Annotated in this window: 16 protein-coding genes and 1 pseudogene; 8 read left to right on the plus strand and 9 right to left on the minus strand. The window is 34.5% G+C overall.

What is annotated here, in order from left to right; all coding sequences use genetic code 11:
• Positions 1-2: 2 nt before the first annotated feature.
• The 3 genes from CJ739_RS05530 to CJ739_RS05540 are packed head-to-tail and all read left to right on the plus strand — an operon-like array spanning position 3 to position 1788.
• On the plus strand, positions 3-599 hold the full coding sequence (locus CJ739_RS05530; protein WP_117173221.1) for an RnfABCDGE type electron transport complex subunit G: 597 nt from the start codon (positions 3-5) through the stop codon (positions 597-599).
• Positions 600-604: 5 nt separating this feature from the next.
• Complete coding sequence (locus tag CJ739_RS05535; protein WP_117173223.1) at positions 605-1210, plus strand: RnfABCDGE type electron transport complex subunit E; 606 nt, start codon at positions 605-607, stop codon at positions 1208-1210.
• 2 nt (positions 1211-1212) lie between these two features.
• Complete coding sequence (locus tag CJ739_RS05540; protein ID WP_117173225.1) at positions 1213-1788, plus strand: electron transport complex protein RnfA; 576 nt, start codon at positions 1213-1215, stop codon at positions 1786-1788.
• A 247-nt stretch (positions 1789-2035) separates the two neighbouring features.
• Here CJ739_RS05540 and CJ739_RS05545 read toward each other — a convergent pair whose 3' ends face one another.
• Both CJ739_RS05545 and CJ739_RS20755 read right to left on the minus strand, forming a co-directional pair.
• Positions 2036-3049, minus strand: coding sequence for a 2-oxoacid:ferredoxin oxidoreductase subunit beta (locus CJ739_RS05545; RefSeq protein WP_117173227.1), 1014 nt, complete (start codon positions 3047-3049; stop codon positions 2036-2038).
• A 2-nt stretch (positions 3050-3051) separates the two neighbouring features.
• Positions 3052-4919 (minus strand): annotated as a pseudogene (locus CJ739_RS20755) (2-oxoacid:acceptor oxidoreductase subunit alpha).
• A 237-nt stretch (positions 4920-5156) separates the two neighbouring features.
• Between CJ739_RS20755 and CJ739_RS05555 the strand changes: the two are divergent.
• From CJ739_RS05555 to CJ739_RS05565, 3 genes are all read left to right on the plus strand, one after another.
• On the plus strand, positions 5157-5507 hold the full coding sequence (locus CJ739_RS05555; protein ID WP_117173229.1) for a 4Fe-4S binding protein: 351 nt from the start codon (positions 5157-5159) through the stop codon (positions 5505-5507).
• A 498-nt stretch (positions 5508-6005) separates the two neighbouring features.
• Entirely contained in the window at positions 6006-9536 is a 3531-nt protein-coding gene (gene nifJ, locus CJ739_RS05560; protein WP_117173231.1) for a pyruvate:ferredoxin (flavodoxin) oxidoreductase, read from the plus strand.
• 296 nt (positions 9537-9832) lie between these two features.
• Positions 9833-10207, plus strand: a complete 375-nt coding sequence (locus CJ739_RS05565) for a hypothetical protein (protein WP_117173233.1) — start codon at positions 9833-9835, stop codon at positions 10205-10207.
• Between the two features lie 182 nt (positions 10208-10389).
• Here the strand turns inward: CJ739_RS05565 and CJ739_RS05570 are convergent, their stop codons facing one another.
• Positions 10390-10635, minus strand: coding sequence for a NifU family protein (locus CJ739_RS05570; RefSeq protein WP_117173236.1), 246 nt, complete (start codon positions 10633-10635; stop codon positions 10390-10392).
• Positions 10636-11775: an Mrp/NBP35 family ATP-binding protein gene (locus tag CJ739_RS05575; protein WP_117173238.1), complete on the minus strand. Its 1140-nt coding sequence runs from the start codon at positions 11773-11775 to the stop codon at positions 10636-10638.
• Between the two features lie 275 nt (positions 11776-12050).
• On the opposite strand from CJ739_RS05575, the gene CJ739_RS05580 reads away from it, so the two are divergent.
• A complete protein-coding gene (locus tag CJ739_RS05580; protein ID WP_117173240.1) occupies positions 12051-15230 on the plus strand; it encodes a T9SS type A sorting domain-containing protein in 3180 nt (1059 codons plus the stop codon).
• Position 15231: 1 nt separating this feature from the next.
• Here the strand turns inward: CJ739_RS05580 and CJ739_RS05585 are convergent, their stop codons facing one another.
• The 3 genes from CJ739_RS05585 to trmB are packed head-to-tail and all read right to left on the minus strand — an operon-like array spanning position 15232 to position 16870.
• Positions 15232-15561, minus strand: coding sequence for an MGMT family protein (locus CJ739_RS05585; RefSeq protein WP_117173242.1), 330 nt, complete (start codon positions 15559-15561; stop codon positions 15232-15234).
• A gap of 2 nt (positions 15562-15563) precedes the next feature.
• Positions 15564-16193: a LysE family transporter gene (locus tag CJ739_RS05590; RefSeq protein WP_117173244.1), complete on the minus strand. Its 630-nt coding sequence runs from the start codon at positions 16191-16193 to the stop codon at positions 15564-15566.
• A gap of 2 nt (positions 16194-16195) precedes the next feature.
• The gene (gene trmB, locus CJ739_RS05595; protein ID WP_117173246.1) at positions 16196-16870 is read right to left on the minus strand and encodes a tRNA (guanosine(46)-N7)-methyltransferase TrmB; all 675 of its coding nucleotides are present in this window, start codon (positions 16868-16870) and stop codon (positions 16196-16198) included.
• Between the two features lie 134 nt (positions 16871-17004).
• Between trmB and CJ739_RS05600 the strand changes: the two genes are divergently transcribed.
• A complete protein-coding gene (locus tag CJ739_RS05600) occupies positions 17005-18060 on the plus strand; it encodes a glycosyltransferase (protein WP_117173248.1) in 1056 nt (351 codons plus the stop codon).
• Here the strand turns inward: CJ739_RS05600 and CJ739_RS05605 are convergent.
• Together CJ739_RS05605 and CJ739_RS05610 are read right to left on the minus strand one after the other, a co-directional pair.
• Positions 18034-19077, minus strand: coding sequence for a sensor histidine kinase (locus CJ739_RS05605; protein ID WP_117173250.1), 1044 nt, complete (start codon positions 19075-19077; stop codon positions 18034-18036). The genes CJ739_RS05600 and CJ739_RS05605 overlap by 27 nt on opposite strands.
• Positions 19077-19757, minus strand: coding sequence for a response regulator transcription factor (locus CJ739_RS05610; RefSeq protein ID WP_117173252.1), 681 nt, complete (start codon positions 19755-19757; stop codon positions 19077-19079). Before CJ739_RS05610 ends, CJ739_RS05605 begins: the two co-directional genes overlap by 1 nt.
• Between the last annotated feature and the right edge of the window lie 150 nt (positions 19758-19907).

The following is a 19907-nucleotide window of genomic DNA, read 5'->3' on the forward strand; positions in this document are numbered from 1 at the left end:
TCATGAGCAAAAAAGAATCCACATTTTTAAACATGGCAATGCCGCTTTTATTGATAACACTCCTATCTGGTTTGGCTTTAGGCTTTGTAAACGATTTAACCATAGAGCCAAAGGCAAAAGCCCAGCTAAACAAAAAAATAAACGCATTAAAGCAAGTGCTTCCTGAATTCGACAATAATCCTGTTGAAGATTTAAAAAAATTTAAAACAGACTTAGCTACCGATAGTATTGAAGTGTATCCTGCTTTTAAAAGCAATGAATTTGTTGGAGCGGCCGTTATTAGCTATTCCGAAAAAGGATTTAGTGGCTTGGTAAAGATTATGGTCGGTTTTAAACCCGATGGATCAATTCAAAATATAGCCGTTTTAGAACAAAAGGAAACACCTGGTTTAGGTACTAAAATGAAAGATAAATCATTTTTAAAACAATTTGAAAATATAGATCCTTCAGCATTCAAACTAAAAGTTAAAAAAGACAATGGCGATGTTGACGCCCTAACAGGAGCAACCATTAGCTCCAGAGCATTTACTGAAGCTGCTCAAATGGCATACAGTGTTTATGTTAAAAACCTCGAATCAACTAAAGAATCTAAACATTAAGAACCATGGCCAAAGAACTCAATCAAAAGCAAAATTTCTTAAAGGGAATCGTTAAAGAAAACCCCATTTTTGTAATGCTCCTAGGTATGTGCCCAACATTAGGGGTTACCTCATCCGCATATAATGGCTTAGGTATGGGAATTGCCACCTTGTTTGTATTATTAATGTCCAACATCGTGGTATCTCTAGTTAAATCCCAAATACCAAGTAAGGTTCGTATTCCTGCCTTCATCATCATAATAGCGTCATTTGTAACTATTGTAGAAATGATTTTAGAAGCTTTTATTCCGTTTTTATACGAACAACTGGGCATTTTTATTCCCTTGATTGTAGTAAACTGTTTAATACTTGGTCGAGCTGAAGCGTTTGCTTCAAAAAACAACCTGACCGCTTCAATCTTTGACGCTTTAGGAATGGGTTTGGGCTTTGTATTGGCTTTAACCGTTTTAGGTGCTGTTCGCGAAATACTGGGAAGTGGTAGCTTATTTGGTTTATCATTTGTTCCTGAAAATGCAAATACCTTCATTCTGTTCATTTTACCACCGGGGGCATTTATTGCTCTGTCTTATTTAACGGTACTTTTTAATCGTTTAACAACTAAAACAATTTAGATATGGATTATGTAATTATACTCATAGCTGCCGTATTTGTAAACAATATCGTGCTATCTCAATTTTTAGGGATCTGTCCGTTTTTGGGTGTTTCAAATAAAGTTTCCACATCTATTGGAATGTCTGGAGCCGTTTTATTTGTAATGACGATTGCCACAACAGTAACTTACTTATTACATCAATATGTTTTAATCCCTAGCGGATTGGACTACCTAAGAACCATCACATTTATTTTAGTCATTGCTGCTTTGGTTCAAATGGTTGAAATTATTTTGAAAAAAGTAAGTCCGGCATTATATCAAGCTTTAGGGGTTTTTCTTCCTTTAATAACCACTAACTGTGCCGTTTTAGGTGTTGCCATTTTAGCACTGGGTTTAGAAAATAGCAGTTTAATAAAGGCGGTGTTTTTTGCCATATCAAACTCACTGGGTTTTGGTTTGGCTTTAATAGTTTTTGCTAGCATACGGGAGCAATTAGAACTTGCCAACATTCCCAAAGGCATGAAAGGCGTCCCCATTAATTTATTAGTTGCAGGACTTTTATCACTAGCGTTTTTAGGATTTACTGCTTTGGTTTAAATAGTATTACTTGACGTGATTTCGATGTCATGTAATCTGACATCTAAGTGTTTAAATAGTTAAATAAAAAACGATATCATTACAACATCTTAGTTCAAGGTGATAAACTTACTTTGTAACTTTTAACGGTTTAACCGTGTAATCGTTGAATCGTATATCACAAACTTCATCGGCATAAACTCTGAACTTTAAACTTTGAATATTGATCATTGAAAATTTATAACTCAGGTAATTTAAATGATATTACTTATTTCACCTCATAAATTTCACCTGAAAAGAAAAGGTCATCGGTTTTTTTGAATTTTGAATTGGATTTGACTGCTTTAGTTAAAGCGTCTTCTCTTTCTTCTAAAGTAACATCATCAAAACTTCTTATGATACCTGTTACTAACGGAAATTTTAATCGTACTAACATTTGATGCATGGTTGGGTCTTGTTCTTTTGCATTATGGACTAAGATATCGGCTTCTTCAATACCATTTTCCCCTATAGTTACAACTTCCAATTTTAATCCATTTAACACCAGACCTTTATCTCTATTTTTACCAAAAACCATAGGCTTTCCGTGTTCAACAAACAACTGTTTATCCTCCCGAATGTCTTTATCGGTAAACTGGGTATAGCAACCATCATTAAAAATCACACAATTTTGTAATACTTCAATTAGTGATGTGCCGTTAAATTTTTCAGCTTGAATAAAAATATCGGTCATTTCTTTTGGAGTATTCCCTCCTATCCTTGCAAAAAACCGAGCTTGGGCGCCTATGGCTAATTCCCCTGGTTGGAAAGGAGGTTGCGTATTTCCGTAAGGTGATGATTTTGTTTTTTGACCAACAAGAGAGGTTGGTGAAAACTGTCCTTTGGTTAAACCGTAAATTTCATTATTGAACAGAATAATATTTAAGTCTATATTTCTACGTAAAACATGAATAAAATGATTCCCTCCTATCGCCATAGAATCACCATCGCCAGTAATGACCCAAACACTTAAATTTGGATTTGCCAACTTAACTCCCGATGCTATGGCTGGTGCTCTACCGTGAATTCCATGCATGCCGTATGTATCCATATAATACGGAAATCTTGAGGAACACCCTATACCAGAAATAAAGACGACATCTTCTTTCTTTACACCCATTTCCGGAAGTGCCTTTTGCATAGAACGTAAAATAACATAATCGTCGCAACCGAGGCACCAACGCACTTCTTGATTGCTTACAAAATCCTTAAACGTGTATTTTTCAACGGCTATTGTTTCCATAATTAGTCTATTATTTTTTTGAATTCCGTGATGAGTTCACTATTTCCAAATGGTAAGCCTTGAATTTTGTTGTATTGTAACAATCCGCATATATCAAAATTCATTTTTAGAATATTTATAAACTGACCATTGTTTAACTCACATACCACAATTTTTTTAAACTTACGTAAAACAGATTCGGTGTTTTTTGGCAACGGATTTATATAATTAAAATGAGCATACCCAATTTTAGTATAACCTTCTTTATTTAATTCTTTAACGGCAGAATGTAAACTACCATAAGTACCGCCCCAACCAACAACTAACAAATCGCCTTCTTGGGCAAATTCGATAGTTAACTCTGGTATATAACTTTGCACACGCTTAATTTTCTCTGCGCGTATTTTGGTCATAAATTCATGATTTTCTGGATCATGCGACACATCTCCTGTAATTTTATCTTTTTCTAAACCGCCAATTCGATGCTCTAAACCAAAAGTACCTGGCACTGCCCAGTTACGAGCTAGCGTCACTTCATCTCTGTCATAAGGATGCCTATTCTCTGTCACTTTGGTCACTTTATTGTTTTTAATTTCTGGCATTTCGGACACACTTTTTATTTTCCAAGGCTCAGAACCATTCGCTATATAACCATCGGTTAATAAAATAACAGGCGTCATATGTTCTAAAGCGAGTTTTGCAGCTTGGAATGCATAATTAAAACAATTAGAAGGGGTGCTAGCCGCCAGAACAATGACAGGGCTTTCCCCATTTCTACCATACATAGCCTGCATTAAATCTGATTGTTCTGTTTTGGTTGGCAAACCGGTAGAAGGACCGCCACGTTGCACATTGACTACAACTAAAGGCAATTCTACCATCATCGCTAATCCTAATGCCTCACCTTTAACGCTAAACCAGGACCCGAGGTTGTTGTAATTGCTAAATCACCTGCAAATGCAGCCCCTATGGCAGATGTTATGCCGGCTATTTCATCTTCAGCTTGAAACGCTTTTACACCAAAATGCTTGTGCTTAACAAGTTCATGTAAAATATCTGTGGCTGGTGTAATGGGATAGGAACCTAAGAATAATTCTAGCCCCGACTTTTCTGCTGCTGCTAAAAAGCCCCAAGCTGTTGCCGTATTACCTCCAATTATCCGATAAGTACCAGTCGCCATTTTTGCTGGCGAAATGGCATATGCATTTGGAATTAACTCTAATGTTTCTGCATAATAATAGCCTGCATTTAGCACTTTCGTGTTAGACTCGATTAAATGGGGTTTTGATGCGAATTTTTTATTAATAAAATCGATAGTATGCTCTGGTGAACGATGGTACATCCAATATACCATACCTAAAGCAAACATATTTTTACTTCGAGTCATGATTTTATTATCTAAATCCCCTACATCTTTTAAAGCCTCTTTTGTTAATGAAGACATAGAGACTTCTATGACTCTATAGTTTTCCAGGCTACCATCTTTAAGCGGATTCGTTAGGTATTGTGCTTTTTCTAAATTCTTTTTTGTGAATGCATCGGTATCGACAATAATAGTATGTCCAGGTTTCACTAAATATAAATTAGTTTTTAACCCAGCAGGATTCATGGCTACCAATAAATCCACATCATCTCCCGGCGTACTAATCTCCACACTACCTATATGCACTTGAAACCCAGAAACGCCATACAAACTTCCTTGTGGCGCCCTTATTTCAGATGGATAATTAGGAAATGTTGCTATATCATTACCAAACATAGCAGATGTATCTGAAAATTGCGTGCCCGTTAACTGCATCCCGTCACCAGAATCGCCAACAAATCTTATTACTACGGCATCCAGTGCTTCGTACTGAAGATTTTTATTGTCTGTAATAATATTAGCTATCATAAGAAATTAATTTACTTTATAATCGAGATTTGAATGCTCCGAGGCTTGCCCCAAATTTTTAATGTTCTTCCTATAAATGCCCCGCGGGCTTTACAAGAGTTAGTTGACTTAAAACCAACACCTTAAAAAAGGCTTTACACGTAAATATAACTTACCTTTTTTAGTTTAAAGGTGACAAAAGTCATATTTAAACTGAAAATTGAAAACTACTTTTATAACTCTAAACACAAATTAATTATGGCAATTATTATAACAGATGAATGTATTAATTGTGATGCTTGTATCGTGGAGTGTCCAAATAATGCAATTTATGAGCCTGGTCAAGAATGGGCTTATGCAGACGAAACAGCTTTAAGCGGGACTGAAACTTCACCTACTGGAGAACAAATAGATGCCGATAAAATGAATGAACCCATATCTGATGAGTTTTATTTCATTGTACCAGGTAAGTGTACCGAATGTAAAGGGTTTCACGACGAACCACAATGCGCTTCGGTATGCCCTGTCGATTGTTGCGTTCCAGATGAAAACCATATTGAATCAGAAGATGCTTTACTAGAAAAGAAAGCGTGGTTACACGCAGAATAGCACAACCTAATACCATTTAAGAATTTATTTTTCTTTTTCGCAATAATTTCTATCGTTTAACAACCCATGAAATTATGCACTATAAAATGAGGGTTTCAAACGGAGGGATTCCCTCATTTTTTTATTGAGTCATGAAACCCAAATTATACAACAGAAAATTTATTACGACCTGAAATAGAACGAAGTGAGATTCACGAATATCAATAAAAAACAATGAAAATAATAAGTTAAATACTTGAAAAACAATATTTTACACTTAATTTTCCTTCTTCAGCATAACAATGCTATGATTCAGTCGATGAAATCACTTATTTTATTAGTCTTTCAGCCCTTATTACGAAGTGTTATTGCATAATCAGGGCAAAAAACACGGCACCACATGACAATTGTCATAGTCTAGATGCTATTCAAATTCTAATTTTAAGAAAATTATTTAATTGACCTGTCGGGTTTTAATTGGTTCATAAAATCTTACTTGGTCTAAACAATAAGAACATTATGAAAAAACAATTTTCAAAACTAATTTGCGATGCTAATGAGGCCGTTGCAAGAGTTGCACACAAAACCAACGAAGTGTGCGCAATCTATCCAATTACTCCTGCATCCCCCATGGGCGAGCACGTAGATGTATACAGTTCGAAAGGACAGAAAAACATTTGGGAAAACATCCCTCGCATTGTGGAAATGCAGAGTGAAGGTGGTGCTGCCGGAGCTGTTCATGGATCCCTACAGGCTGGCGCCTTAACCACAACCTTTACAGCATCACAAGGGCTACTCCTCATGATTCCTAACATGTACAAAATAGCAGGTGAACTATTACCTTCTGTGATACATGTGGCTGCAAGAACCATTGCAACCCATGCACTATCTATTTTTGGTGATCACTCAGATGTTATGGCAGCCAGACAAACAGGATTTGCTATGTTGTTTGGTGGCTCGGTTCAAGAAGCACAAGACATGGCCTTAATTGCTCAGGTGGCAACCTTAAAATCCAGAGTCCCTTTTCTTAATATTTTCGACGGATTTAGAACCTCACATGAGATTTCAAAAATTGATGCTATTCCAGACGATATTATTATAGCCATGATGCCAGAGGACAAAATTTTAGAGCACAAAAAACGCTCTCTTGATCCAGATCATCCAGTAATACGAGGAACCTCACAAAACCCAGATGTTTTTTTCCAAGCCAGAGAAGCTGCTAATTCGTTTTACGAAAGAGTACCCGGTATTGTTGAAGAAACCATGAATGAATTCTACGAACACACCGGCAGACAATATAGTTTATTCTATTACGAAGGCCATCCAGAAGCAGAACGCATTATCATATTAATGGGCTCTGGAGAAGGTGCTGCAAGAGAAGCTGTGGAAACTATGGTGCATCATGGTGAAAAAGTAGGCGTACTATTTGTTCGTTTGTTTAGACCTTTCTCTATTAAACATTTTGTTGATGAATTACCAAAAACCGTTAAGAAAATTGCAGTTCTTGACAGAACGAAAGAACCAGGCAGTGTTGGCGAACCACTTTACCAAGATGTTATTACAGCATTAAATGAAAGCGATAGGGAAATGCCTGTTGTAGTAGGTGGACGTTATGGTTTATCATCAAAAGAATTTACGCCTCAAATGGTTAAAGGTGTTTATGACGAACTATTAGACGACAAACCTAAAAACCATTTTACAGTTGGCATTAATGATGACGTGACCTTTACGAGCTTACCAATTGACAGAAACTTTGAAATAGAAAGCAGCACCATTAATTGTATGTTCTACGGTTTAGGATCAGATGGTACTGTTGGAGCAAATAAAAACTCCATCAAAATTATTGGAAAAACTACTGATAATTATGTGCAAGGTTATTTCGTTTATGATTCTAAAAAAGCAGGCGCACAAACCATTTCCCACTTACGTTTTGGTCCCAAACCAATATATTCTACATACTTAATTGATAAAGCAGATTTTGTTGCGAGCCATCAATTTAATTTTATTGAGAAATACAATATGGTTGCCGATTTAAAACATGGTGGAACCTTCCTATTAAACGCCCCTTATTCCAAGGAAGACATCTGGAATCAATTACCAAAAAAACTACAAAAAGAAATTGTTGAAAAGGAAATCAATTTCTATGTAGTTGATGCCACAAAAGTAGCCGCAGACTCCAATTTAGGTAAGCGTACAAACACTGTATTACAAACATGTTTCTTCGCCATCTCTGGTGTTTTACCAAAAGAAGAAGCAATTCAACGTATTAAAGATGCTATTGTAAAATCGTATTCCCATAAAGGAGATAGGATTGTACAAATGAATTTCACAGCCGTAGATAATGCCTTAGCCAATCTTCAAAAAGTAACATATCCAAAAGCTGTAACGAGCGAAAAAAACTTGCAAACAGCTATGACGAATGCACCTGAAGGATTTGTAACCGATGTGTTGGAAAAAATCCTAGGGGGATTTGGCGATGAGCTTCCAGTTAGTGCATTTCCTGTTGATGGCACCTTCCCTACAGGCACCTCACAATACGAAAAAAGTGGTATTGCCGATATGGTACCTATTTGGGACGATGCCAGCCTGTGTACACAATGCAATAAATGTGTCGCCATTTGTCCGCATGCTGCCATTAGAGCAAAAGTTGTAAACAATACCGAATTAGCGAACGCACCCAAAACATTAAAATCTGCAGGCGCTATAGGTAGGCCATTTAATAAAAATGAAGAATCTTATGTACTACAAGTGTCTCCCCAAGATTGTACAGGTTGCGATTTATGTGTAGCTGTTTGTCCAGCCGTTAGTAAAGAAGATGAAAACTTTAAAGCTATTAACATGCACAAAAAACTTACTGTTGAAGCTGAAGAAGATATTAATTGGGAATACTTTATTAATCTACCGGATTACAATAGAACGGAATTACAAATTACAAATGTAAAAGGCTCCCAATTTTTAGAACCTTTATTTGAATTTTCCGGTGCTTGTTCTGGTTGTGGAGAAACTCCATACGTTAAGCTATTGACCCAGTTATATGGCGATAGCATTTTAATAGCAAATGCAACGGGATGCTCTTCAATTTATGGTGGCAATCTACCAACAACACCTTATAAAACCAATAAGTTTGGTAGAGGTCCTGCTTGGGCAAATTCATTATTTGAAGATAATGCTGAATTTGGTTTAGGTATGAAATTAGCCTTAAGTAAAAAACAAGAAATTGCGGTCAACCTACTTAAATCCATTGAAGATGAAGTTGGCACAGACTTGGTGGATGCCATACTAAATAATCCAGAAACTACTGAAACAGAAAAAGCAGAAAACTTCAAAAACCTTGACAAATTAAAAGAAAAACTTGTTGGTTTAGATAGCGGAAATGCTAAAAAGCTTATGCAACTTACAGAATACCTTCGTAAAAAATCTGTGTGGATTTTAGGTGGTGATGGTTGGGCATACGACATCGGTTACGGTGGTGTAGATCATGTTTTAGCTTCAGGAGAAGACGTAAATATTTTGGTAATGGATACTGAAGTTTACTCGAATACTGGCGGACAGACATCTAAGGCAACTCCTTTAGGTGCTAGTGCAAAATTCTCTGTGTCTGGCAAACGAACCCACAAGAAAAGCTTAGCATTACAAGCTGTTTCTTATGGAAACGTATATGTTGCACAAATAGCCATAGGTGCTAAAGACCTTCAAACGCTTAAAGCAATAGAAGAAGCCGAGGCCTATCCAGGACCTTCAATAATAATCGCCTACTCACATTGTGGCGAACATGGTTATGATCTTGCTAACGGTGCCTCACAACAAACAAAAGCTGTAGACAGCGGTTATTGGCCACTATTTAGGTTTGACCCTTCTAAACCAAAAGGTCAGAAGTTTAAATTAGACTCTAAAGCGCCTTCAATTCCGCTTAAAGACTTCATGTATAACGAAACCCGTTTTACTAGAGTCGCTAAAGAAAATGCAGAACTTGGAGCGAATCTTTTAGAACAGGCCCAAACAGAGGTTAACTCTAATTGGGAAAGACTGGAACTTTACAGAGACATTTAAGATATGTCTTTTGAAAGAGACTGTCTAAAAAGTTTATTTAGAAGTAAATTGTCACATTGAGCATTATCGAAAATGAAAATATATTTTTATTTGAAGATAAAAGCACAGCTTGCGAAATGCATTGATTATCTAACATACAAGGTTTTCGACTGCGCTCAAACTGACATTAAAGCTTACTTTTTAGACAGTTAGAAATATAAAAAATCTCCATTCTATACAATTCCAATAGGATGGGGGTTTTATAAACCGAACTCAAACTGAGTTCATTTAAAACTATTAACAATAAATTTTTTATCATGAACCAAGATGCCACTAAATTTTTTGTAAATGCCGCACAAAAGTTAAACCAAGCAAATAAAGAACTATATAAACCCGAAGAGGATATTGTATCTTATTTGGTATGCAAAAATTCTCAAGATGCCATTGAAAACTATCTAAGAGGATACCTTATAAAGCATGAAGTTGAAACAAATCAATATAAAACTATAGAAAGCTTGTTCCAACAGTGTAAAATTATAAACAAGAATTTCGGAAAAGTAAAATTAGCAGGCTTGGATTGTAAAGCACAAAACACTGATAATAAATTTTGTAACGAGGTTTCTAAAGTTAGTCATTGCTTCGAAATAGCCAATAGCCTAGAAACTCTACTTAAAAAAGAAAAGGTTATTTAATTAGAGCCTGTTTAAATTTGTATGATTGGATATTCTATAGGTCATTTTTGATGCAAAATGAGGCGAAATCGAAGATAATGGCAGGGCCATTTGATGAGGTTTCAACGAAATTGTGCACAAAAAGGGGCATAGAAAAACAATTGATATAAATTTAAACAGCCTCTTACAGGTGTAAATGACATTTAAGCGGAAATATTCACAACCTGCTCTATTTGTGGAGCATACTTTTTTATAGTCATTTCAACACCCGATTTTAGCGTCATTTGGTTTACTGTACAACCAACACACGCCCCTTGCAGCTGCACTTTTACCAAGGTATCGTTATCTTCTATAGATAACAATGAAATATCGCCACCATCACTTTGTAAAAATGGACGAATTTCATCTAATGCTTTTTCGACATTTAGTCTAACTTCTTCTGACGTCATTTATTTCTTTTTAACTGCTGAACATCCAGCCATAGTTGTAATTTTTATAGCCTCGGTAGGCGGTAAACTATCATTTCGTCTCACAACTTCTTGTACAACATTCTGTGCTAGTTTTTCAAATGCTTGCTCTAACTCAGTAGCCGTTTGTAATGCTGCTGGCCTGCCCACATCTCCCGCTTCTCTAATACTTTGCACCAACGGTATTTCACCTAAAAATGGCACTTGTAAATCGTCTGCTAAATTTTTAGCACCCTCTTTTCCAAAGATATAATATTTATTGTTTGGCAATTCTTCTGGTGTAAAGTATGCCATATTTTCTATAATTCCTAATACTGGCACATCAATACTTTCTTGTTGAAACATGGCAACACCTTTTTTAGCATCTGCCAATGCCACATTTTGTGGTGTACTAACTACCACAGCACCTGTTATTGGAAGTGATTGCATGATACTTAAATGAATATCACCAGTACCTGGAGGTAAATCAATTAGCATAAAATCCAGCTCTCCCCAATGGGCATCAAAAATCATTTGGTTTAAAGCTTTGGCTGCCATAGGCCCTCTCCAAACTACCGCTTGATTTGGTTGGGTAAAAAAGCCAATAGACAATACTTTTACACCGTAATTCTCAACGGGTTTCATTTTAGATTTTCCACCGATATTAACCGCTAAAGGTTTTTCAGCTTCTACATCAAACATAATGGGGATGGATGGTCCGTAAATATCGGCATCCAGCACGCCTACTTTAAAGCCCATTTTAGCTAAAGTTACCGCTAAATTTGCCGTTACGGTAGATTTCCCTACACCGCCTTTACCTGATGCTATTGCTACAATATTTTGAATCCCTGGAATGGGCTTTCCTTTAACAACATTTACTTTTGGTTTTGCTGGCGCATCAACTTTTACGTTAATGGTAATTTTAGCTTTTTCGTAAACCTGTTCGTGGATGGTCTTTAAAATATCGACTTCGGTACGTTTTTTAGCTTGTAAACTTGGGTTTTTTATAGTAATATCTACAATAACCTCATCACCAAAAGTCACTACATTCGTTACAGCACCACTTTCAACCATGTTTTGTCCTTCACCAACTACTGTAATAGATTCTAAGGCTTTGAGTATATCTTGTTTGTTCAGCTTCATTGTATACTTAGATTTATTCTAAAACGCAAAGATACTGTGAATTATTTAAAATTTAAAGCTATTGAATTGAAATGATTTATGGAGATATTTAGTTTGTTTATAAATATGATTTTTGTTTGCTTTTTTGTGAATTTTGGGGTGATTAGGAAATAGTTGGAACCCTTTAGAAGGCTCCCACAAGTACTTTGTCAAATTTATTATTCCATTAATCTAAATTAACACATAAAATCAACAAAATATTACAAATTATAATACATTTACCTCAAATCAAACTTATGAAACACCTTTACCTTTCTCTCATTGTTCTTCTTACTTCTCATATGGTTTATTCTCAGACCATAACCATTCCTGATACTAATCTTAAAAATATTCTCATAAGTACAAATACGATTGATACAAATGGTGATGACATTCCTGATACTTATATTGACATTAATAATGATGGAGAAATTCAATTAATCGAAGCGGAAGCGGTTACAAATCTAATTTTTCAAGGAAATCCTAATATTCTTGATATTACAGGGTTAGAATCATTTATCAATTTAACAAAACTAAACTTTGGCAATACTTATTTTTTCGACCATACCGATCTTAGTACGGCTCCAACAAATTTTGATTTTACTTCTTTAACTAAACTTGAATCTCTAATTTTAAATCATGCTGAATCTATTAAACTGAAAAACATAAATATATCTGGTTTAGAAAATTTAAGAACTTTAGAATTAGTAAATATTAGACCTAACGATTTTTACAGTGAGTCAGATAGATTTACCAATGTAAATTTATCCGGATGCATCAACTTAGAAAATTTTAGTTATTATAACAGCTTTTTAAACATCGATTTTTGTCAAATCCCCAACCTTAAAAATTTAAATTGTAGTTATTTAGAAGGAGGCGAACCAGAAATATTTGATTTCAGTTGTTTAAGCAAACTTGAAGTTTTAGATATTTCTGAAAACTTTATAGATAAATTAATCCTTAAAAATGGGTCTATTTTAAATAATATCACTCACAATTACATAGGTTCTGGCCCTGCTTATCCTTTCCCTAATTTTATTTGTTTAGATGATATTCTAGAAGAATATGATATGTTTTCTGACTTAATAGGCCCAAACACAGTTGTAAATTCCATATGCTCAGCTATAGAAGAACAGATTGTCAATATCCCTGATGTTAATTTTAAAAATATACTTTTAGCTAACGGCACTGATTCAAATAATGATGGGGAAATTCAAGTGATCGAAGCGGAAAACAAAACCTTACTTTCCATTTCCAATCAAAGTATAGAATCTCTAGAAGGAATTCAATATTTTATTAACCTTACAACATTATCTGCACATGATAATTTAATAACTTCAGTTAACTTAAGTGCTTTAACAAAACTTAAATCTTTAGACTTAGCAAATAATTCCTTAACCTCCTTAGACGTATCATTGTTAACTAATTTAGAGTATTTATATCTTAACAACAACAGTCTTACATCTTTAAATGTAGATGCTTTGACCAACTTAAAACAAATTGATTGTAGCTACAATCCATTAAAGATTTTAGATGTCAGCAAGCTAGTAAACTTGGTAAATGTAAATTGTAGCTCTGGAAACCTAACTTCTTTGAGCATAGGTAATTTAAATAACCTTAACACTTTAATATGTGGCCATAATGAACTAACTGAATTGGATATTAAGGGTTTACCAAATTTAACTCGGTTAGCATGTAATACAAACCAATTAACATCCTTAAATCTCGATAACCTTTCAAAATTGGAAAACTTTAATTGTCAGGACAATGCATTCACATCCTTGGATTTTAGTATGCTTCCAGAAATGAAATATTTAACTTGTGGATTTAGCAACCTTTCGGTTATTGATGTTAGTAACTCGCCGAAACTTGAACAGTTAGTTTGCGGATCCACTCCTAACTTGACAACCTTAATAATTAAAAATGGGAGTCCAGAAACAAAACTCTATTTCACTTTTAGCCCAAATTTAAGCTATATATGTTGTGATGAATTTGAAATTGATACTGTTCAAGATTTAATAGATGGTTATGGCTATACGGACTGCGAAATTAACTCATATTGCACGTTTCAACCTGGTGGAGGTTGTTCGGCAATTGAAGGCCAATTCATATTTAATGAAAATGGTAACGCTTGTAATGATGCCATTCCTTTTTATGACCATGTAAAATGCAAAGTTAATAATACTGTTTCAAACGGTATATTTATTTCTGGCAACACTGGCCTATATAAAGCCTATGTGAAAGCAGGAAATCATACCATAACACCTATTTTAGAAAACCCAGGCTACTTTACAATATCCCCTAGTTCAATTACAGCTAGTTTTCTAGTAGACGGAAACATAGTTTACCAAGATTTTTGTATTACTCCTAATGGCATACATAACGATTTGGATATATCTATAATACCTATTAAAGTTGCACGTCCTGGCTTTAATGTTAATTACAAAATAAAATACAAAAACAAAGGAAACCAATCGTTATCTGGCTCAATTCAAATGAATTTTCAAGATGATTTACTGGATTTAATTACTTCAAATCCAGTAGTAGATGCACAATCAACAAATCTATTAAGCTGGAATTATAATAACCTACAACCTTTTGAATCTAAAGAAATCTTAATAACATTTAATATAAACACCCCATTAGAAACCCCTTCAGTGAATGGTGGTGACATATTAAACTTTTCAACCACTATCTATCCTATTACTGGTGACGAAACAAAGATTGACAATACTTTTACCTTAAACCAAACCGTGGTTAACTCATTTGACCCCAACGACAAAACTTGTTTGGAAGGAAACACTGTAACGCCAGATTTAATTGGAGAATATGTGCACTATTTGATTCGTTGTGAAAATACTGGAACTGCTGAAGCTGTTAACATTGTAATTAAAGATTTTATTGATATCACAAAATTTGACATTACTTCACTTATTATTACAGATTCTAGCCATGGTATGACAACTAAAATTACCGATAATGTTGTTGAGTTCATTTTTGAAAATATCAACCTTCCATTTGATGATGCCAATAACGATGGTTATGTTGCATTCAAAATAAAAACGTTACCAACACTATTAATTGGAGATGTTTTTGAAAATGAAGCTGAAATTTACTTTGACTACAACAAACCTATTATAACAAATACAGCCAAAACTAGTATTGAAAAATCTCTATCAATTAACAAAACAGAAGCCAACAACAAGCTAATAAGCATATACCCGAATCCTGTAGAAGATAATTTAATAATCGAAAGTAACGAGGCTATAAACGCTATTTCTATCTATGATATTTCTGGCAGATTAGTAAATCAAATTTCTTATTTGAATTCCAAAAATAAATTGGAATTATCAATTAAACATTTATTAAATGGAACTTATTTTTTAAAAGTAAAAACCAATCAAAATGAAATTATAAAAAAAGTGGTTAAAATCTAATTCACAATTCCTTTGAAGGCTCCCAAAACACGTTTTCAAAATCCTGTATTTGGTTATCAACTACTTTAATCCCTTCGCTTTCTAAAAGCTGCTGCATTAAATTAGTGCCATCAAAATGATGTTTGCCCGTTAACAAACCTTTTCTATTAACCACACGATGTGCTGGCACATCCTTTCCTACCGAACCATTCATGGCATACCCAACCATACGTGCACTTCTTGCAGCACCAAGATACGTTGCAATAGCGCCATAGCTAGTAACTCTACCATAAGGGATTTGCTTCGCAACTTCATAAACTTTATCAAAAAAACTCCATGTTTCTGGCTGCATACCTACACTTCTTTGATGATATTAATTAAGGTGATGATTGAAATCACGCCAGTCACAGTACCTATAAGGTAGTTCATGCTTTTTTGGGACGTAATTGATTTATTTTTTATTTTGTCAAAAAAGAACATATACACATAAAGCATCACAAAAGTACCCATAGCAGCTCCTGCCACATACGAAATAATACTAATTTGATTAAAATCCAACCACCCAAACGAGGCTATAGTAATGGTCATATAAGCCTGATACGGAATGGGGAATACATTAATCCCAGACATAAAAACACCTTGAAAAAAGCGGCTTTTTTTACTACGTACTTCAGGCTCTGCAACTTCTTTAGGTTCTATTTTAGCTATAAATAAAAAGTAGATAGTTATAAGTACAAAAACAACAAACGCCACACGCTGCAGTATATTCACGATTTCGGGATGATGACTTAAATAACTTGCAAAAATAGCAGCTACATACGTTTGAATTAATACAATGGTACTAACACCAATAGAGAATACAACACCTCTTGTATGTCCTTCCTTTAAGCTTATTTTAGCCGCAGTCATGTTTAGCAAACCTGGTGGAACAACTCCTACTAAAGCTATAATTAAACCTAAAAAAAAGATAATGGTTATATTCACAACTATTTAATTTTAAACCGAATATACGTAATTGGTTTGTTTTGTTCTAAATATTGCGATTCGTAAAAGGTTTGAATGCTTGTAACTTCTTCAGGGCTACCTTCTTGTTTGTACACATTATGGTTGGCATACAACACCTCGTGTCCTGCGCCATGCAACAGCCCGAGTGTATAACCATGCATAAATTCGCTATCTGTTTTAAGGTTTACAACACCATCTTCTTTTAAAATGGTTTTGTAACGTTTTAAAAACTCAGCATTTGTCATGCGGTGTTTGGTACGTTTGTATTTTATCTGTGGGTCTGGGAATGTAATCCAAATTTCATCAACCTCATTAGTTCCAAAAGCATAGTCTATAAGTTCAATTTGCGTGCGTAAAAATGCGACATTTGAAATATTTTCTTCTACCGCTGTTTTAGCACCGCGCCAAAAACGAGCACCTTTTATATCAATACCAATAAAGTTTTTATTGGGATATTTTTTTGCCAATGCCACCGAATACTCCCCTTTGCCGCAGCCCAGTTCCAACACCAGTGGATTGTTGTTTTTAAATATCGATTGGTTCCAATTTCCTTTTAGAACAAAGCCATTATTAACCAATGCATCTCTTGTTGGTTGGTAAACATTACCAAATGTTTCGTTTTCTTTAAATCTTCTTAGTTTATTTTTACTTCCCACAGACTCTCTTTATATAATAATTTGGTAAAATTAAGGAAATATACCTAAGCATTTATATGCTTATCTTTGAATTTGGTAAAAAAGCCCGACCCCGAACTAAATTCGAGGTCATGCTCAAATAAATATACATACTTTTGAAAAAACGCATTTTAGTTGCGCCTTTAAATTGGGGTTTGGGACATGCTACCCGGTGCATTCCTATTATAAATGCATTGTTAACGCATGGTTTTGAACCTGTAATAGCTAGTGACGGTGTGGCACTTGCCTTGTTGCAAAAAGAGTTCCCTAGACTCTCTTCGGTTGAATTGCCTGCCTATAACATTACCTATGCTAAAAATGGCAAATTCTTTAAATTAAAACTTCTTACAGATTCGCCCAAACTATTGAAGGCTATCAAAGCTGAAAAAAGAGCCATAAAGCAGATTGTTGAAAACAACCATATTTCGGGAATTATTTCTGATAATAGATTGGGCGTTTATAGCAAAAAAGTGCCTTCGGTATTTATTACACACCAATTGAATGTTTTAAGCGGAAACACGACTTGGTTGAGCACAAAAATACATGAGAAATTCATTAAAAAGTTTGATGCATGTTGGATTCCCGATGTTGAAGCTACCATTAACTTAAGCGGAAGATTAGGCCATCCGGATACTTTTGAAATTCCAACAACCTATATAGGGCCTTTAAGTCGGTTTGAAAAACGATATGTAAAAATTGTAAATGATATTATGGTTTTACTGTCTGGTCCTGAACCACAACGCACATTACTTGAAACCAAATTATTAAGCGAGTTAAAAAACTATTCAGGCAAAGTGGTTTTTGTAAATGGGGTTATGGAAAAAGAACAAACCATACAAATAATTGGTAACATAACCGTTTATAATTTTATGACGTCGAGCTTATTGGAAAAAACCATTAACGAAAGTGCTCTTATTATATCGCGATCCGGTTACACAACGGTTATGGATTTGGCTAAACTTAATAAAAAGGCTTTTTTTATACCAACTCCCGGACAGTTTGAACAAGAATATTTAGCGACACGACTTACTGAGTTAAACTTAGTACCCAGTTGCAGTCAGCAAGTTTTTACTTTAGATAAGCTGAACGGATTGGATGATTTTGATGGACTGAAATCTTTTGATTATGAACCCGATTTTAAAGAACTATTTAGCCTTTTCGAGCGTAAATGAAAACTCGCTGCCAACACCAAATTCGCTTTCCACATATATCTTCTCTCGGTGCGCTTCAATAATATGTTTCACTATAGAAAGCCCTAAACCAGAACCACCTTCTTTACGCGAGCCACTTTTATCGACTCTATAAAACCGTTCGAATATACGCGATAAATCTTTTTTCTCTATACCTTCACCATTATCGGTAACCCTTACAATAACTTTGTTCTTTATAAGATTTTCTATGCTTACCTCTGTTGTGCCTTTTTCCCTTCCATACTTTATAGAGTTTACAATAAGATTTGCCAATACTTGCTGTATCCGTTCTTTATCCGCATTTACTAAAACAGGCGTGAAGTAATCAGCATCAAAAGTAAGTGTAATTCGTTTTTTTGAAGCTTTCATTTCAAGCATATCAAATACGCCTTTTACTAATTCTACTATATTAAAAACTTCAGTATTTAAACTTAAATCGCCAACTTCCAGCTTGGTTATCATATCTAAATCTTTCACGATATAACCCAATCTTTCTACACCTTTACTCGCTCTTTCCAAGTATTTCTCTCTAAGGTTTTTATCTTCCATAGCACCATCAAGCAACGTTAAGATGTAACCCTGTACTGTAAACAAAGGTGTTTTTAATTCATGCGATACATTGCCCAAAAACTCTTTTCTGTATTGCTCTCTAACTTTTAAAGATTCTATTTCTATTTTTTTATCGCGCGCAAACTTATCAATTTCTTCAGTGAGCGTTTTCATGTCGGTTGTTATGGTACCTTTTGTTATACTTGTTGATTCTAAAAGTGTTAAATCGTCGTATATTTTTTTTACGCGTTTATAAATGAACCGCTCCACTCTAAATTGAGTAACAATAAAAGAAAATATGTAGGTACTAAGAGCAAGTAGCAATATATACTTTATATTAAAAGAATAGAATGCATATAAAAAAACACTCGTTAAGAGCGTTACATAAAGAGTTATATAGAGCGATGTATTAATCGCGAACTTATATGATTTTTTAAATTTTGGTTGCATTAATCTACAAACTTATAGCCAACGCCTTTGATGGTTTTAAAGCTATCATCTCCTATTTTTTCACGTAGTTTACGAATGTGTACATCTATGGTTCTACCTCCAACTATAACTTCGTTACCCCAAACGGTATCAAGAATCTCATCGCGTTTAAAAACTTTACCTGGCTTTGATGCTAATAAAGATAGTAATTCAAATTCTTTTCTCGGCAAAATAATTTCTTTTCCTTTTGAAGTAATCTTATACTCGTCTCTATTTATTTCTAAGCTTCCTATTTTAAATGAATCTACTACATCCTCTTCTTTAAAGCGTCTTAATAAGGCTTTAACTTTACTAACCAATACTTTTGGCTTAATTGGCTTGGTTATATAATCATCGGCACCCGCATCAAAACCTGCTACTTGCGAATAGTCTTCACCTCTAGCAGTTAGGAACACGATAAGTGTATTTTGTAAATCTGGAATTTTCCTAATGAGTTCACAAGCTTCAATGCCATCCATTTCCGGCATCATCACATCTAAAATAATTAAATTGGGAAGTTCCTTTTTTGCTTTTTTAACGGCCTCACTACCATTTTCGGCAGTAATTACTTGATAACCTTCACTAGATAAATTGTAACTAACTATTTCTAAAATATCTGGTTCGTCGTCTACTAATAGTATTTTGATATCCTTCTTTTTCATATGTTTTTTAAGTTTCAAAGCTGCAAAGTTTCAGAGTTTCTAAGTTTTAGAGTTCTTACTTCTCTTCTCTTTTTTTTTGTTTAAAACAATAAACGTTTTTTTCTTGAAGTAAAGATAAAATTAATAACAAGACTTTATTGAAATTTATCA

The organism is Mariniflexile sp. TRM1-10 (assembly GCF_003425985.1).
Taxonomy (GTDB): domain Bacteria; phylum Bacteroidota; class Bacteroidia; order Flavobacteriales; family Flavobacteriaceae; genus Mariniflexile.

Excerpts from the sequence above, each read along its gene's own strand:
- nifJ (WP_117173231.1), top strand. The coding sequence starts at position 6,006 with ATGAAAAAACAATTTTCAAAACTAATTTGCGATGCTAATGAGGCCGTT.
- CJ739_RS05580 (WP_117173240.1), top strand. The coding sequence starts at position 12,051 with ATGAAACACCTTTACCTTTCTCTCATTGTTCTTCTTACTTCTCATATG.
- CJ739_RS05575 (WP_117173238.1), bottom strand. The coding sequence starts at position 11,775 with ATGAAGCTGAACAAACAAGATATACTCAAAGCCTTAGAATCTATTACA.
- CJ739_RS05535 (WP_117173223.1), top strand. The coding sequence starts at position 605 with ATGGCCAAAGAACTCAATCAAAAGCAAAATTTCTTAAAGGGAATCGTT.
- CJ739_RS05610 (WP_117173252.1), bottom strand. The coding sequence starts at position 19,757 with ATGAAAAAGAAGGATATCAAAATACTATTAGTAGACGACGAACCAGAT.
- CJ739_RS05570 (WP_117173236.1), bottom strand. The coding sequence starts at position 10,635 with ATGACGTCAGAAGAAGTTAGACTAAATGTCGAAAAAGCATTAGATGAA.
- CJ739_RS05565 (WP_117173233.1), top strand. The coding sequence starts at position 9,833 with ATGAACCAAGATGCCACTAAATTTTTTGTAAATGCCGCACAAAAGTTA.
- CJ739_RS05545 (WP_117173227.1), bottom strand. The coding sequence starts at position 3,049 with ATGGAAACAATAGCCGTTGAAAAATACACGTTTAAGGATTTTGTAAGC.
- CJ739_RS05540 (WP_117173225.1), top strand. The coding sequence starts at position 1,213 with ATGGATTATGTAATTATACTCATAGCTGCCGTATTTGTAAACAATATC.
- CJ739_RS05585 (WP_117173242.1), bottom strand. The coding sequence starts at position 15,561 with ATGCAGCCAGAAACATGGAGTTTTTTTGATAAAGTTTATGAAGTTGCG.
- CJ739_RS05605 (WP_117173250.1), bottom strand. The coding sequence starts at position 19,077 with ATGCAACCAAAATTTAAAAAATCATATAAGTTCGCGATTAATACATCG.
- CJ739_RS05530 (WP_117173221.1), top strand. The coding sequence starts at position 3 with ATGAGCAAAAAAGAATCCACATTTTTAAACATGGCAATGCCGCTTTTA.
- CJ739_RS05555 (WP_117173229.1), top strand. The coding sequence starts at position 5,157 with ATGGCAATTATTATAACAGATGAATGTATTAATTGTGATGCTTGTATC.